Annotated in this window: 14 protein-coding genes and 1 pseudogene; 3 read left to right on the top strand and 12 right to left on the bottom strand. The window is 60.4% G+C overall.

Annotated elements, in window-relative coordinates; translation table 11 throughout:
* Nucleotides 1–103 precede the first annotated feature (103 nt).
* Genes LY631_RS16080 through LY631_RS16070 form a run of 3 tightly spaced genes read right to left on the bottom strand, consistent with a single transcriptional unit; the run spans nt 104 to nt 3046 of the window.
* Nucleotides 104–1000 carry an NAD-dependent epimerase/dehydratase family protein gene (locus LY631_RS16080; RefSeq protein ID WP_274426605.1) on the bottom strand — a complete coding sequence of 299 codons (897 nt, stop codon included), beginning with the start codon at nt 998–1000 and terminating at the stop codon, nt 104–106.
* Complete coding sequence (locus LY631_RS16075) at nt 997–1818, bottom strand: glycosyltransferase (protein WP_274426604.1); 822 nt, start codon at nt 1816–1818, stop codon at nt 997–999. The genes LY631_RS16080 and LY631_RS16075 overlap by 4 nt, the downstream gene beginning before the upstream one ends.
* Nucleotides 1819–1825: 7 nt before the next feature.
* Nucleotides 1826–3046 carry an NAD-dependent epimerase/dehydratase family protein gene (locus tag LY631_RS16070; RefSeq protein ID WP_274426603.1) on the bottom strand — a complete coding sequence of 407 codons (1221 nt, stop codon included), beginning with the start codon at nt 3044–3046 and terminating at the stop codon, nt 1826–1828.
* 322 nt (nt 3047–3368) lie between these two features.
* Here LY631_RS16070 and LY631_RS16065 point away from each other — a divergent pair, with 322 nt between their 5' ends.
* Nucleotides 3369–3584 (top strand): hypothetical protein, encoded by a 216-nt coding sequence (locus LY631_RS16065; protein WP_274426602.1) that lies wholly within the window; start codon nt 3369–3371, stop codon nt 3582–3584.
* 43 nt (nt 3585–3627) lie between these two features.
* Here the strand turns inward: LY631_RS16065 and LY631_RS16060 are convergent, their stop codons facing one another.
* From LY631_RS16060 to LY631_RS16040, 5 genes are all read right to left on the bottom strand, one after another.
* Entirely contained in the window at nt 3628–4020 is a 393-nt protein-coding gene (locus LY631_RS16060) for a curlin (RefSeq protein ID WP_274426601.1), read from the bottom strand.
* 23 nt (nt 4021–4043) lie between these two features.
* Nucleotides 4044–4436, bottom strand: a complete 393-nt coding sequence (gene csgH, locus LY631_RS16055; protein WP_274426600.1) for a curli-like amyloid fiber formation chaperone CsgH — start codon at nt 4434–4436, stop codon at nt 4044–4046.
* A 76-nt stretch (nt 4437–4512) separates the two neighbouring features.
* Nucleotides 4513–4947, bottom strand: a complete 435-nt coding sequence (locus tag LY631_RS16050) for a curlin (RefSeq protein WP_274426599.1) — start codon at nt 4945–4947, stop codon at nt 4513–4515.
* 242 nt (nt 4948–5189) lie between these two features.
* The gene (locus tag LY631_RS16045) at nt 5190–5603 is read right to left on the bottom strand and encodes a hypothetical protein (RefSeq protein ID WP_274426598.1); all 414 of its coding nucleotides are present in this window, start codon (nt 5601–5603) and stop codon (nt 5190–5192) included.
* Nucleotides 5604–6409: 806 nt separating this feature from the next.
* Entirely contained in the window at nt 6410–6697 is a 288-nt protein-coding gene (locus LY631_RS16040) for a GIY-YIG nuclease family protein (RefSeq protein WP_274426597.1), read from the bottom strand.
* Nucleotides 6698–6881: 184 nt separating this feature from the next.
* Between LY631_RS16040 and clpS the strand changes: the two genes are divergently transcribed.
* Entirely contained in the window at nt 6882–7187 is a 306-nt protein-coding gene (clpS, locus tag LY631_RS16035; protein ID WP_274426596.1) for an ATP-dependent Clp protease adapter ClpS, read from the top strand.
* 7 nt (nt 7188–7194) lie between these two features.
* Here the strand turns inward: clpS and LY631_RS16030 are convergent, their stop codons facing one another.
* Together LY631_RS16030 and LY631_RS16025 are read right to left on the bottom strand one after the other, a co-directional pair.
* Entirely contained in the window at nt 7195–7725 is a 531-nt protein-coding gene (locus LY631_RS16030) for a hypothetical protein (protein WP_274426595.1), read from the bottom strand.
* A gap of 98 nt (nt 7726–7823) precedes the next feature.
* Complete coding sequence (locus tag LY631_RS16025) at nt 7824–8984, bottom strand: DUF262 domain-containing protein (RefSeq protein WP_274426594.1); 1161 nt, start codon at nt 8982–8984, stop codon at nt 7824–7826.
* 182 nt (nt 8985–9166) lie between these two features.
* On the opposite strand from LY631_RS16025, the gene LY631_RS16020 reads away from it, so the two are divergent.
* Nucleotides 9167–9991, top strand: a complete 825-nt coding sequence (locus tag LY631_RS16020; protein ID WP_274426593.1) for an SIR2 family NAD-dependent protein deacylase — start codon at nt 9167–9169, stop codon at nt 9989–9991.
* Nucleotides 9992–10011: 20 nt separating this feature from the next.
* On the opposite strand, the pseudogene LY631_RS16015 reads toward LY631_RS16020, so the two are convergent.
* Nucleotides 10012–10517: pseudogene (locus LY631_RS16015) on the bottom strand (GNAT family N-acetyltransferase).
* A 17-nt stretch (nt 10518–10534) separates the two neighbouring features.
* The gene (gene uvrB / locus LY631_RS16010; RefSeq protein ID WP_274426592.1) at nt 10535–13411 is read right to left on the bottom strand and encodes an excinuclease ABC subunit UvrB; all 2877 of its coding nucleotides are present in this window, start codon (nt 13409–13411) and stop codon (nt 10535–10537) included.
* Nucleotides 13412–13565: the final 154 nt, after the last annotated feature.

Raw genomic sequence — 13565 nt, 5'->3', positions numbered from 1 at the left:
AATCAATATGGAAAGACAATCCCGCACCGGTTTAAGAGTTAGATCAAGAACTAAAATCATCTCCTCAACCTGGGTTTTTCAAAATCTTTGAAGCACCTGGCTGTTAAGGATGGGATAACAGACGAGAGATCGTCTTCTCGAATAATTCCAAGCCGCCCGGTTGCCACCCCAGCCCCCGCAGTCTCTCCGTATTCATCACGTTGAGGGCTTTCTTGTCCCCCGCTTCGGGCAGACCATGAGCAGCGCCGGTTAAACGCTTGACGATCGCCAGAAGATCGCGTCGATCTATGATCAGGTCTGACAGATTGAAAACGGTCTCGCCCAGCAGTTCAGTCTCAAGAACAAGCCGCACCGCCGAGGCTACGTCCTCCCCCTGCACTTCGGTCGCCGCGCGAGGGGCGATCTTCCGTCCGGCGAGATAGTCGGCGAAAAGCTCGGCCCACTTGTGCGCCCTGCCCGGCCCCGCCGGCCCGTAAACCCCGGTCACCCGCAGGTTAACCCCCTCAAAGCCAGCTCCGGCAATCCTTTCCAGCGCCCGCTCCCCCATCAGCTTCACCTCGCCATAGAGCGTATCCGGCTTTGGTTCATCATCTTCATGCAGTTCTAGGCCCCGCGGGCGTGGGCCATAGACAGCTCTACTCGAAAGGAAAACCGAACGCCTCACCCCCGCCGCCTTCGCCGCCTCGAACAGAGCAGTGGTGCCATCCAGATTGCGCCGGCGAAAGCCGTCCGGGTCATCCCCCTCCCCGCCGCGGTATTTCCCCTGTACATGGTCGAATGCTGCATGCACCAGGAAATCCGCGCCGGCGAACGGCACTTTCGAAGCGGTCTCCGGATCCAGTGTGAGCGGGTGAAAGCCCACCCCCTCCGAGAAGAAGCCCGGAGGCGGCGTCTTACGACCCAACACTGTCACCGCGTGACCGGCGGCAAGCAACTCCTCGACGATAAAGCGGCCGACATAGCCGGTGCCGCCGGAGACAATGGTTCTCGGCTTGCTCATGCGAAGTCCGGCGGGTTCTCCAGCATGTCGGAGTCGGGAATACCCTCGCCTGTATAGTAGGCCTGCCACAGATCGATCAGCGGCCGCAATTGCCGGGTCTTGGGATGATCTTTCTGCCAGGGTTTCTCATACTGGTAGTGCACGACCTTGATCGAGTTCCAGTCCCATAAACCGGGCAGGTTGAACCAGACGTATTGCAGCGTGTTGTAGAAGACCGGCAGGCCGTGCCACTCCGGGAAGAACGTCTGCAGGAACGTCTGATCGGTCCGCCGCCAGAAGGCATCCGGCCGGTCGAGCCGCGCCAGCATGTCCTCGAAGGTTTTCTGTGAGGGCCGGGCAACGAAAACGCCGGAATTCATGCGGTGGAAGTCGGCAAGACTTTCATAGACATTGGGCGCGGCGGAAAACTCCGGATAGGAAAACAACCGGTCGATATTGCGGATGACAAGCGCATCGGCGTCGATGAACACGACACGCTCGTAATCCGAGAGCTGCCATAGCCGCAGTTTCGCGAAATTGTCGAGCGGCGTGTGAAAGGCCGGCTTCTCGCCCTTGGTAAAGGGAGCGTCCGCATGCAGTTTCGCCCTCTGGTGGCGCTCATTGAATTCGGCGGAGGTAGGCAAAAGTTCGGCCTCTACCAGGCGCGCTCCAAGCTCCGATAGAGGCCGCAGGACCTCCGCCTCCACCCCGCCGGTATGCAGCACCACGATATCCGCCGCTGTACCGGTGAGTCTCAACGAGCGCACCAGCGCCACGGCGCCCATCGCGTAATCGCCGTTCGTGACGAGCGTCACATAGGCGTGGCGGGTGTCTGACATGCGCGGCTCAGCTCACGCTTTTGAGCCGCTTGCCCTCCGGATCGCGCTCGACGGTCGGCGCGATGTCCTTGGTCCAGGCCGAGACCGACGGGATACGGCTGCGGTCGACGCGGTATGCGAACTTTTTCGCCACATCCACGACCTCGGCCAGGAGCCCCTCCTCCAGCGTGGTCGGATTGAGCCCGAGCTCTAGGAACTTCTCGTTCTTCACCACCAGGTCGTTCTCGGCTGCCTCCTTGCGCGGGTTGGGCAGATAGGCAACCTCCGCGCCGGTCATGCGCGAAATCAACTCCGCCAGATCGCGCACGCGATGCGTTTCCGTCATCTGATTGAATATTTCGACCCGATCGCCGCGGGCGGGCGGGCTCTTAAGCGCCAGCTCGATGCATCGCACCGAGTCCTGGATGTGAATAAAGGCGCGCGTCTGCCCGCCCGTGCCGTGGACGGTGAGTGGATAGCCGATCGCCGCCTGGATGAGAAAGCGGTTCAAGACCGTGCCGTAATCTCCGTCATAGTCGAACCGGTTGATAAGCTGCGTATGCAGCTTTGTCTCTTCCGTATGCGTGCCCCAGACAATGCCCTGGTGCAGATCAGTGATCCTGAGCCTGTCATTCTTGGCGTAGAATTGGAAGATGAGCTGATCCAGGCACTTGGTCATGTGATAGATGGAGCCGGGATTGGCCGGGTAGAGAATCTCCTGTGTCGCCGTCTCGCCCGAAAGCGTCTCCACGCCAACCGGCAGATACCCCTCCGGGATGGCAGCCCCCACGGAGGAATAGCCATAGACGCCCATCGTGCCCAGATGCACCAGATGCGCGTCCAGGTCGATCTCGACCATAGCGTTGAGCAGGTTGTGCGTGGCGTTGACGTTGTTGGTGACAGTGTAGTTCTTGTGTCGGTCGCTCTTCATGGAATAAGGCGCGGCGCGCTGCTCGGCGAAGTGGACGACTGCGTCCGGCCGATGCTCCGCCAGCCAGGCCTTCAGCACATCATAATCCCGGGCCAGGTCGACCAGGTGGAAATGGATCCGTCGACCCGTCTCCTGATGCCAGATGCGGGTGCGCTCCTGAATGGAGTCCATCGGCGTCAAAGATTGAACGCCCAACTCCGTGTCGATCCACCGGCGCGAGAGATTGTCGAGTATGTGTACCTCGTGGCCGCGCGCGGACAGGTGAAGGGAAGTCGGCCAGCCGACGAAACCGTCGCCGCCCAGAACAGCAATTTTCATAGAATCAATCCCCTTTTGGCCAAGTGGGAACGAACTGCTACACGCGATTTGTGACAGGATTCTTATGCCCCAGCGGGGGGTGAAAAGGAAAGTGGCGATTCATCTTCTCCAAGCTCACAGGCGCAAACTGGGGGCTGGACGGCCATAGAAAACTGTGCACAAATGAAGTGGCCATGAAATAAAGTTTGACACTCCCGGCAGACGAATCGGGAACTTCATCGAATGGTTATAATTGCTCGTTAAGATGCTGGCACGCCAAGGCAGGCGTATGATGCAATTGAGCCCCGATGAAAAGCATCGTCCAGCAGGAAGGAGGCCGGGCATGCAGGCGTCCGGATTGGATGGAACTGGTGTCTATGACCCCAGGGAAATGGCGGAAATTCGCGAAGCGGTGGATGCCGTTTGCGGGGAGCTTGGCATCGGACCCGCCGACCAGGTGAACCGGGAGCGGATTGCAAACCGGATCATATACTGCTGGGCGCAGGGGCGACGCGCGCCGCTGTGGCTGGTCACGGCCGGGCTCGACGGCACGCGGTAGAACAGCGAGCACGGCACCGCCCCTTTTTACCCGAACCACGGTCTCACCAGCCGAACTGGAAAGTCGCGCCGGACTGGTTGTGGCCGTTCTGTTCGACATGGGCGGAGGTGTTCTTGCCGAACTGGAAAAGGCCATAGGCGTTTCCGTTCCCGTTTTGCCTGACGGTGCCCTCGTGGCCCCTGCCCTCCTGATGCACGATGCCGAGATTGCCACGCCCGTTCTGTTGGAGGCCGGCGCTGTTGTTGCGGCCTTTCTGTTTGATGCGGCCATCCTTTATGTTTTGCGACAGCGCGTAGAGACGCATTCCGGTCTGCAGGATGCGGGCCTCGTCGCCGCCACTGGGATGCAGGCTGAGCGAGACCGAGCCGCCGGCCATGGCGGGGGTGGCGATAAGGCCGGCGGAAAGAACGGCGGCGGAAAGAAGCGTGCGGATCATTGTCATCTCCATAAGCTGCGGGTTCAGATCGCGCCGGCGCGCTTGGTGCATTCCAGGCGGCCGCCGGGTGTCTCGATCTCCAGCGTGGCGTCGAAAACCGAGCCGGAACCGCCCAGCATGACGCGGCCAAGTTTCGCCGGGTGGCCGGGGCTGGCGGAGAAATCACCGCCCTGCTTGATGTTGGAGCTGCCGGAAGCGCCGGAGGACTCCACGCGGAAGGTGTAGGAGCCCGACATCGGCCGTTCGGCGTGGACCACGCCTTCCAGCGTCGTGCTGCCGCCCGCGGACGTGACCAGCACCTCGCAGCGGGCCGTGTCGGAATGCGCCGAGCCGGAACCGGCCATCAGCGCGGTGGCCGAAACCGCCAAAGCAATGCCGGCGGCGGCGGGAGCGATATGTCTTGTTTTGCGTAACATGGGATCCTCCTGTGTTGCCTTGGGGAGCGGGCCGAGGCGACAAGCGCCGCCCGGCACCCCTGAGCGAAACATCGGCCTATTTGCAGGTCTGGACGAAGGCGGCGACGTTGCCGCTGCCGGACTGGGTGACTTCGCCGTCGCACCCCTTGCCGACCTGGACCCCGGCGGCGACATTGCCGTTGCCGTCCTGGGTCATGATGGCGTTATGATCGCGGCCAAACTGGCCGACACCAGCGGAATTGCCCTTGCCGTGCTGCCAGATGTCGGCGGCGTTGCGGCGGCCTTCCTGGCCTGTGGCGGCGGTGTTGCCCCGGCCCCGCTGCTGGATGACGGTACCGTTGCGCTTGCCGTCCTGATAGACGCCGATGCGGTTGCGGGCGCCGATCTGGTCTCCGCCGGCCGAATTGCCCCAGCCATACTGCTCGATGGAAATGCTGTTCGCGGAAGCCGGCAGGGCAATGAAGCCGGCGAAGACTGCGGTGGTGGCGGTAAGGATGAACTTGCGGATCATTAGACTTCCTCCTGATCGCGGGCCTGTCCCGCTGGTTGTCAACGATCCCGTTCTATCCACCCGAGTCGGAACCGGCGCTGAACCGCCCGTTCAGACGCCGTTCACGCTTGCTGCGGATTTCGCCCGGTGCTTCACCGCCCGTGATGCGCTCTCCTTAACCCGCAGCACCGGCGCACCTCACACCTCAAACCGGGCGTGAGGGCGAGGCGGGCAGCCTTAAGCGCCCGCCCGCCGGTCTCCGTTCACAGCCGCGCGGTTTCCTCGAAGGGGTCGCCTTCCGAGAAAGGCCTGCCCGTCAGCCAGTTTGTCAGCGCGTGCTTGCGCTGCGCCTCGTAGACCCAGGCAATCTTGAGCGCGAGCACGGCGGCCATCACCCTTCCCGCCAGGGCATCGTCCCCCAACTCCGCGCAGGAACTGCAATCCTCCGTGCCGAGCCCGCCGTGGCACTGCCCCGTGCGCCGGCAACGCGACTCGGAACAGCGCTGCGGCAGGCCCGCGTCGGTATTGAGAAAGCGGTACATGACCGTCATCTGCTCGCGCGGCCATGGCGGCGGCGCAAAGGGTCCGGTCTCCTCACGCATTGAATCCGGGATGGTCTTCATGGCCTCGCCGACCGACTGCACAAGTTCGTCCAGGAGCTGTTCTCCGTCAGTCACTTTGCTTCTCCTTGTCATTGGGTTCTGCCTGGGCGGCGGATAAGGGCGCGCGGCATCGTCGCCACGCCCGGTTTCTTCACCGTCTGGCCTTTGGTTAATCGGGAAACGGGGCGCGTGGTCCGTGCCTCTCTGTTAGCTTAGGTGGCGCGTTCCACGCGCCCCGCCGGCCGCTGTCCCGCGGTTGGCCGGTCACTCGGGTTTCTCTCTCCTTCCCGGCTGCACCCAATTAGGGGGTGGTCTTGGCCGGGCCGAAGAAGAAGCGCTAGCGGCTTCTCCGCGGCTGCCCGACACCGTCTCTGTCCCGGTGCCCCGTTTTTCCGGCGTTGCTGTCTGTCCCCCATCCCCCCGGCGCCGCCGGCCTGTTGCGGGCCCTCACATGCCTGTGGCTACCGGAGCACCACAGGGGGAGGCTGCCGCCGCCCTCCCGGATCCCCGGTCCGGACCCGGTTCCCGTGAGGGCGATGGGTTGGATGATAAGAGCGGTGGCGAGCGCGGGGATAAATTGGCTTGAAAAAAGTTCGAGAAAATTTGTGAGAGTGAGGGAAAACAATGGGTTGGGCCGTAGAAAAATTCCGTAGACGCGGTTTTTGTCCCCGCTCGGAGATGATTTTCCGGAAGCACTGGCGCGTTGCGTCGCCGCTCTGGCATGGATACCAAGGTCAAGCCTTGGTATGACGAAGGCGGAGGTGGCGGCGCTAATCTCGAGTGTCGGCGACTGGCCGAAACGCCTCTACCTCGTCATCCCAGGACTTGATCCTGGGATCCATGCCTGAGCGGTGACGATACGCGGCAGCGCTTCCGGAAGCTCACCACCCGATCCCGCGCATAAGCTCGTTCCATTCCGGATTGATCGCCTCGATCAGCGCGATCTTCCACTGGCGCGGCCATCCCTTGAGCGCCTTTTCGCGCTGGATCGCCTCGCGCATGTCGAAGTGCTCCTCGTACCAGACGAGCCGCTGGACGCCGTAGCGGCCGGTGAACCGGGAACCGCTCCCCGACTTGTGCTCGAACACGCGGCGGCTGAGGTCGTTCGTAACGCCGGTATAGATCGTGCCGCGTTTCTGGCTCGCGGTCATGTATACGTAGCCCGTCATGGAGATAACCTACCGGCGGTTGCCGTTGGCGCAAGCGGCGCTAATCTCGAACGTTGGTGACTAGCCGAGGCACCCCTCCAGCGACGCTGGCCCGCTTGCCGCGCAATGTTTACGCCCGGCGCGCATCATGCGAATATGAGGCCCGCGCATCAGCCGTCCGCCGGCAGGGAGAAGGAATTTCCCGATGAGCGACAGCGACACCAAACCGCGCGTGAAAACCAGGACGAAGGTCGAGCGCCCGCGCCTGCACAAAGTCATTCTGATCAATGACGATTTCACGCCGCGCGAGTTCGTCGTGAAGGTGCTGAAGGCGGAGTTCAAGCTTTCCGAGGATCAGGCCCATCGCGTGATGATCACCGCCCACCGCCGCGGCGCCTGCGTGGTCGCCGTGTTTCCCAAGGACGTGGCCGAGACGAAAGCAACGCGCGCGACCGATGCCGGGCGGGCGCAGGGGTATCCGCTACGGTTTGAGACGGAGCCGGAGGAGTGAGTCGAGACTAGAGTCCGCACTTTTCCCTATAGAGGACAAATGCCTCATCAAGGCCCTTCATATTCTCGATGAGCACGTTAATCTCATTAGCTTCCGTTATGGGATCAGTTTCGCTTAACAGCTTGCCATCTGGGGAAGTATGCGCATATTCGCCTCGCTTTGCCCCAAAACCATCCAGCGAATTCAAGAGCGCTTCTTCTGAAGGATCAGGAATAAAACCAATGCTCATAAAAAGCTTGCAAATGTTTTTATGCCGAACCCCATGATTATTTTTGACGCGATAATCGAAATGCCGTTTAGATACTGCAACGATAGATTCTGCTTTCCGTTCTTTACCTATGTTAAATATATTTTCTGAAAACCCAACCTCTCCCCCCTCTTTATAAATTACCATACATGCAAGTGGAAATGTAACAGAAGAATTTTTCCTCCATAATGCAAATGCAGCATCCGCAATTTCTGAAACCATATCTTCGATATAGGATTCAAGTTCTGCATGCATTAAAAGAGAATATGCAAATGTCTTTTCCTTTGTCACTCTTTTATAATTGCCCGTGGGAGGGCTAGTGTTCGGTATGAGGAGCCGCCGAAGCATATCTTGCCGAGCGACCATCCTCTCGTATCTAGGAGAAGGCATCAGGAAAACGGAGAAACAGTCTCAATTTGCAACAGATTATTTAGCATATCGCTAAACATGTTAAATCTCGTGCTGTTGGCATCTTTTGATTTTGTCGTAGTCTCGATCGAAGATAAGAACTTAGTTGTTTCACATAATTTCTTAAATGAATCTACAACATCTTCCATTTTATTCTCAGCCGAATGCCTAACACTCTCTTCTGAAAAGTAATATAGCATTATATCAAATACAGCTCTATTTATTCTTGGCTCGAAGTTTTTACCGTTCCATTTACGGAGATATTCCTTTTCACCAAAACCTTTCCTCAGAAACTCTATAGCAATTTCAAACTGCTCAAAGCGTTGCTCAACCTCTGATTTCTTTGAATCCCAATTCTTATTGAAGTAAGTGTGCGCATCGTCGAGGAATTTTTTTAAATTTCCACCATATGATGAAGCAAAGAAAGAATATGCCAAGTATCTAAGAAGAAGCTCGGCGTCTCGCATTCGAAAATCTGGCTCACTTAAACCGAGAGCATTCAATAGTGGCTCAGAGGTCGCAGATCGATCATCTACGAATACTGAAAATTTACCAGGATGAAGAGCCTGCCGCAATTCCTGCGGTGAAAGCGTAACGCTACCTTGGTTTATTCTTAAAAAAACAGAGTAAAGGTAGTCCTCTTTCTCCCATCCCCTTATTATAACTGTACGTATCGTCTGATTTTCGAACCTATCTAAATCTCGTTGCAGATCGAGATCCGACTTGAGCGCGCCATAATCTTTTCCGTTAAGATCAGGCCTGTCTTCCAAGCCCTTGAGGGTTAATTTATCGAATTCATCCTGGTCATCTGCTGCAAACTGCCTGATAGTTAGAAGTCTCTGCTTACCGTCAATAACAACGAACCTACCCTTATGTGATTTATCTTCGGCCAGTATGATCTGAGGTATTGGCAAGCCCAAGATCAGTGACTCTATGAAGAGACTCTTTCTCACTTGGTTCCAAGCACTACGACGTTGGAAAATCGGATTTAGATTGATGTTGCCTCTACGCAGTTGCGAAATGATCGTTTCCGTTGTCCAATCCGCGCTCCACAGCACCGCGTCCTCGAACCAGGTCCCCTCTGGCTCGATGTCATTTATATCTTCCTGCTGATCCTCAGGTGCAAAATCGTTGGGATCCATCTGCGCTCTCTATTGTTGGACGAATGCAATCAGTACAACATGGCCGGAAGTTAATCAAAGGCAACGACGATAGCTGACGGAGTTTGCGAGCCTCAGCACTCCTATCGCCTAAGGAGTCAGGATAGTTCCCGGAACCCTCCTCCTGACCCCGCCGTTTACCGGCGGCGATCAGGAGTGTGCGTATGCCCGATGCGATGGAAAAGCTTGCCGAGGCGGTTCGGCACAGGAGCGCGATCCTTTTTGTCGGCGCGGGGGTTTCCATGAGCGTCGGCCTGCCCTCCTGGGACAAGCTGATCCGCCACATGGAGGACGAGCTCGGCATCGCGCATGAGAGCGGCGGGAACGGGCGCTACAGCTATCAGACGCTGGCCGAATACTACCGGCTGCAGCAGGGCAGCCTGGGGCCGCTGCGCAGCTGGATGGACCGGAACTGGAGCGTTTCGCGGGAGAAGGTGGAGGCATCCGCGCTGCACCGGCTGATCGTGGGGATGGATTTCCCGATCATCTACACCACCAATTACGACCGCAATCTGGAGGTGGCGTTCGAGATCTACGGGCGCGATTTCGTGAAGGTGGCGAACGCCCGCGACGTGAGCCGCGTGCGGCCGGAGGCGTCGCAGATCGTCAAGTTTCATGGCGATTTCGACGAGGACGCCTCGATGGTGCTGACGGAGACGGACTATTTCAACCGGCTCTCCTTCGACTCCCCGCTGGACGTGAAGTTTCGCGCCGACGCGCTGGGCCGCACGATCCTGTTCATCGGCTACAGCCTCTCCGACATGAACATCAGGCTGCTTTTACACCGGCTTTGGCAGACCTGGCGCGACTCCGGCTATGAGGAGGACCGGCCACCCTCCTTCGTGTTCATGCCGCACCGCGACCCGGTGGAAGAGGCCGTGCTGGCGCGATGGGACATCACCATGCTGAGCGAAGAAGGCGACGACCCGCAGCAGGCGCTGCGGACCTTTCTGGAGCGGCTGAAGGAGATGGCGGGGCGGCGCGAGTGATGCGGATTCCGGCTTGTCTCCTACGAAGCTTCGGCTTCGAAGGCTGAGGCAAATTTGAGTTCACCGCGCGGCGCAGGGCCGGAAAAGACAATCCTCTGGACGTAGATCCTGTCCAGATTTCCGTACCTCAACAAACCGTCGCTATCGAAGCCCACGCGCGCCTGTAGATTTCAGGATTGCCGATCAATGCGCACCCACGCGCGGACCTCTCCTTGAGCGATTCCAGACCTTTCAGGATCAGAGCCTTTCCAATACCCTGCCGCTGCCGTTCCGGCCACACCGACACCGGCCCCAGACCGAACCAACCTTCGTGGATTCCAGCTATGGTGACGGGAGAGAACGCGACGTGCCCAATCACCGTCCCATCCTCCTCAGCCACCAGGGACAGGGTCAGATCGCCGGATTCCCGCAGGGCCCTGATGATCGGGGCTTCCGATCCATTGCTGAACGGCATCGGCGCGAAAGCGGCCGTAGTCAGCCTGTGAATAGCCTCTTCGTCGCCAGGACGCTCGTGCCGGATCAGCAAATCTCGATCTCCAATGCCTACTGCCCCGGCCGGCCGCTCTTCTTCGGGCGGCGGCGGCGTTGGCGCTCGTCCGCCGGGTCTTCATAGGAGCCGAGGCCGGGTTTGTGGCGCCTGACCGGCTTGGCGTTGTCGTCGGGGCCGCCTTCGGGCTTAGGCTTAGCCGGCGGCGTCTTGCCCAGCGGCTTTTCCGTGCGGCCGACGGTCATCTCGTCGAGCGTGTTTTTGCGGAAGAGCGACTTGTCCTTGCCCGCCGGCACGGCATAGGAGCCGGAGCGGCCCATATCGTCCAGCTCCGGCTTTGCGAAGAGCGATTTGCCGGAGGCGTCGGCGCGCGGGCCGGAGGGCTCAGGCATGGATCCTCGGGTCGAGCCCGAGGATGACGAAGCGGAGGAGCCCCGGCCCTTCTTCGCCTTCTCGCGCCGGCTCTTTTTCGTGTTCTCCACGCCGACATCGCGGGCGAGCGGGTCGTCCATGATGGCGAGCTCGGTTTCCTTCAGGCGCTTGATCTGGTCGCGCAGGCGGGCAGCCTCCTCGAAGTCGAGATCGGCGGCGGCGTCGCGCATGGACTTTTCCAGATGATCGAGATGGGCCTGCAGATTGTCGCCCACCAGGTTGTTGAGGTCCTCGCCCTTGGCGCCACCGACATCGGCGCGCACATGATCGCGTTCGTAGACGGAGCCGAGGATGTCGCCGATGTTCTTCTTGATCGACTCGGGCGTGATGCCGTGGGCCTCGTTGTATTCGAGCTGCTTTTCGCGGCGGCGGTTGGTCTCCGCCATGGCGCGTTCCATCGAGCCGGTGATCCTGTCGGCGTAAAGCACGACGCGGCCGTCGACATTGCGCGCCGCGCGGCCGATCGTCTGCACCAGCGACGTCTCGGAACGCAGGAAGCCCTCCTTGTCGGCGTCGAGAATGGCGACCAGGCCGCATTCGGGGATGTCGAGGCCCTCGCGCAGGAGGTTGATGCCGATAAGGACGTCGAAAGCGCCGAGACGCAGGTCGCGGATAATCTCGATGCGCTCCAGCGTGTCGATATCCGAGTGCATGTAGCGCACGCGGATGCCCTGCTCGTGCAGATATTCGGTCAGGTCCTCGGCCATGCGCTTGGTGAGCACCGTGACCAGCGTGCGGTAGCCGGCCTTGGTGGTCTCGCGGATCTCGCCCAGCACGTCGTCCACCTGGGACTTGGCCGGGCGCACCTCGACCGGCGGGTCGATCAGACCGGTGGGGCGGATGACCTGTTCGGCGAAGACGCCGCCCGACTGCTCCATCTCCCAATTGCCCGGCGTCGCTGAAACGGCGATGGAAGCCGGACGCATGGCGTCCCACTCCTCGAAGCGCAGCGGGCGGTTGTCCATGCAGGAGGGCAAGCGGAAGCCGTATTCGGCGAGCGTGGCCTTACGGCGGAAGTCGCCGCGATACATGCCGCCGATCTGCGGGATGGTGACGTGCGACTCGTCGACGAAGACCAGCGCATTGTCCGGCACGTATTCAAACAGCGTGGGCGGTGGCTCCCCGGGGGCGCGGCCGGTGAGATAGCGCGAATAGTTCTCGATGCCGTTGCAGGAGCCGGTGGCCTCCAGCATCTCGATATCGAAGCGGCAGCGCTGTTCCAGCCGCTGCGCTTCCAGCAGGCGGCCGGCGCGCTCCAGCTCGCCGAGGCGCTCCTTGAGCTCGGCCTTGATGCTCCTGATCGCCTGGTTCAGCGTCGGGCGCGGGGTGACATAGTGCGAGTTGGCGTAGATCTTGACCGACTTCAGGTCGTCGGTCTTCTTGCCCGTCAGCGGGTCGAACTCGGTGATGGAGTCGATCTCGTCGCCGAACAGCGAGACGCGCCAGGCGCGGTCCTCAAGGTGGGCCGGAAAGATCTCGATCGTGTCGCCGCGCACGCGGAAGGAGCCGCGCTGGAAGTCGGCATCGCGGCGCTTGTATTGCTGCTCCACGAGGTCGGCCAGAAGCTGGCGCTGGTCAAGCCGGTCGCCGATCTGCATCTGAAAGGTCATGGCCGTGTAGGTCTCGACCGAGCCGATACCGTAAATGCAGGAGACCGAAGCGACGATGATCACGTCGTCGCGCTCGATGAGCGCTCGCGTGGCCGAATGGCGCATGCGGTCGATCTGCTCGTTGATGGAGGACTCCTTCTCAATGAAGGTGTCCGAACGCGGGACATACGCCTCCGGCTGGTAATAATCGTAATAGGAGACGAAATACTCGACCGCGTTATCCGGGAAGAAGGACTTGAACTCACCATAGAGCTGGGCGGCCAGCGTCTTGTTGGGGGCGAGGATGAGCGCCGGGCGCTGCGTCTCCTCGATCACCTTTGCCATGGTGAAGGTTTTGCCCGAACCGGTGACGCCGAGGAGGACCTGCGTGCGCTCGTTCTCGTTCGCGCCCTGCACGAGATCGGCGATGGCCGTCGGCTGATCGCCGGCTGGCTGGTATTCCGAGGCCATGCGGAAAGGAATGCCGCCTTCGGATTTTTCCGGCCGCGCGGGGCGATGCGGCACCCAGCTCGACTGCACATTCGGATCGCCGCCTTCGATGAGCTTCGACAGCGCGGCGACCGTGGCCGTCACGCCGCTGGCGGAAAGTCCTTCCGCCTCCTCCAGCGAGACATCGAGACCGGCGACGGGGTTGAGGCCGGCGGCCGTACGTTCCCTGGCGCTCGCCGCCCCACCCATGGACGTCCCGCGCGCCGTCTTGCCGGGTGCGGTGGAGCGTTCGGGAATCTTCTTCTTCGGCTTGAGCTTGGGCTTCGCCTTCTGTTCCTGATCGGCTTCGCGCGTGATCTGGTCGGCCCAATCGGCAACCGAGCCGGAAAGCGGCGTGCCCGAAAGCGGCGGCTGGGGCGACTCGGAAAAGCCGCCTTGTGACTTCTTGGAGGACTTGGCCATGGGGCTGAATATGGAGAATCGCGCGCGAGAATGAAAGGGGCCACATAGCGGCTATGACAGGCCGACGCAGGCTCCTGACAGGAGGCTGTCAGGAGGACGGAAACAGGCCTCCTCGATTCCCCTGTCGGATCGCTCCACCCTCGCCCGTCCTTGG

The sequence above is a fragment of the Chelativorans sp. YIM 93263 genome (assembly GCF_028767125.1).
GTDB lineage: Bacteria > Pseudomonadota > Alphaproteobacteria > Rhizobiales > Rhizobiaceae > Chelativorans.
This window is presented reverse-complemented; position numbering and strand designations above follow the sequence as displayed.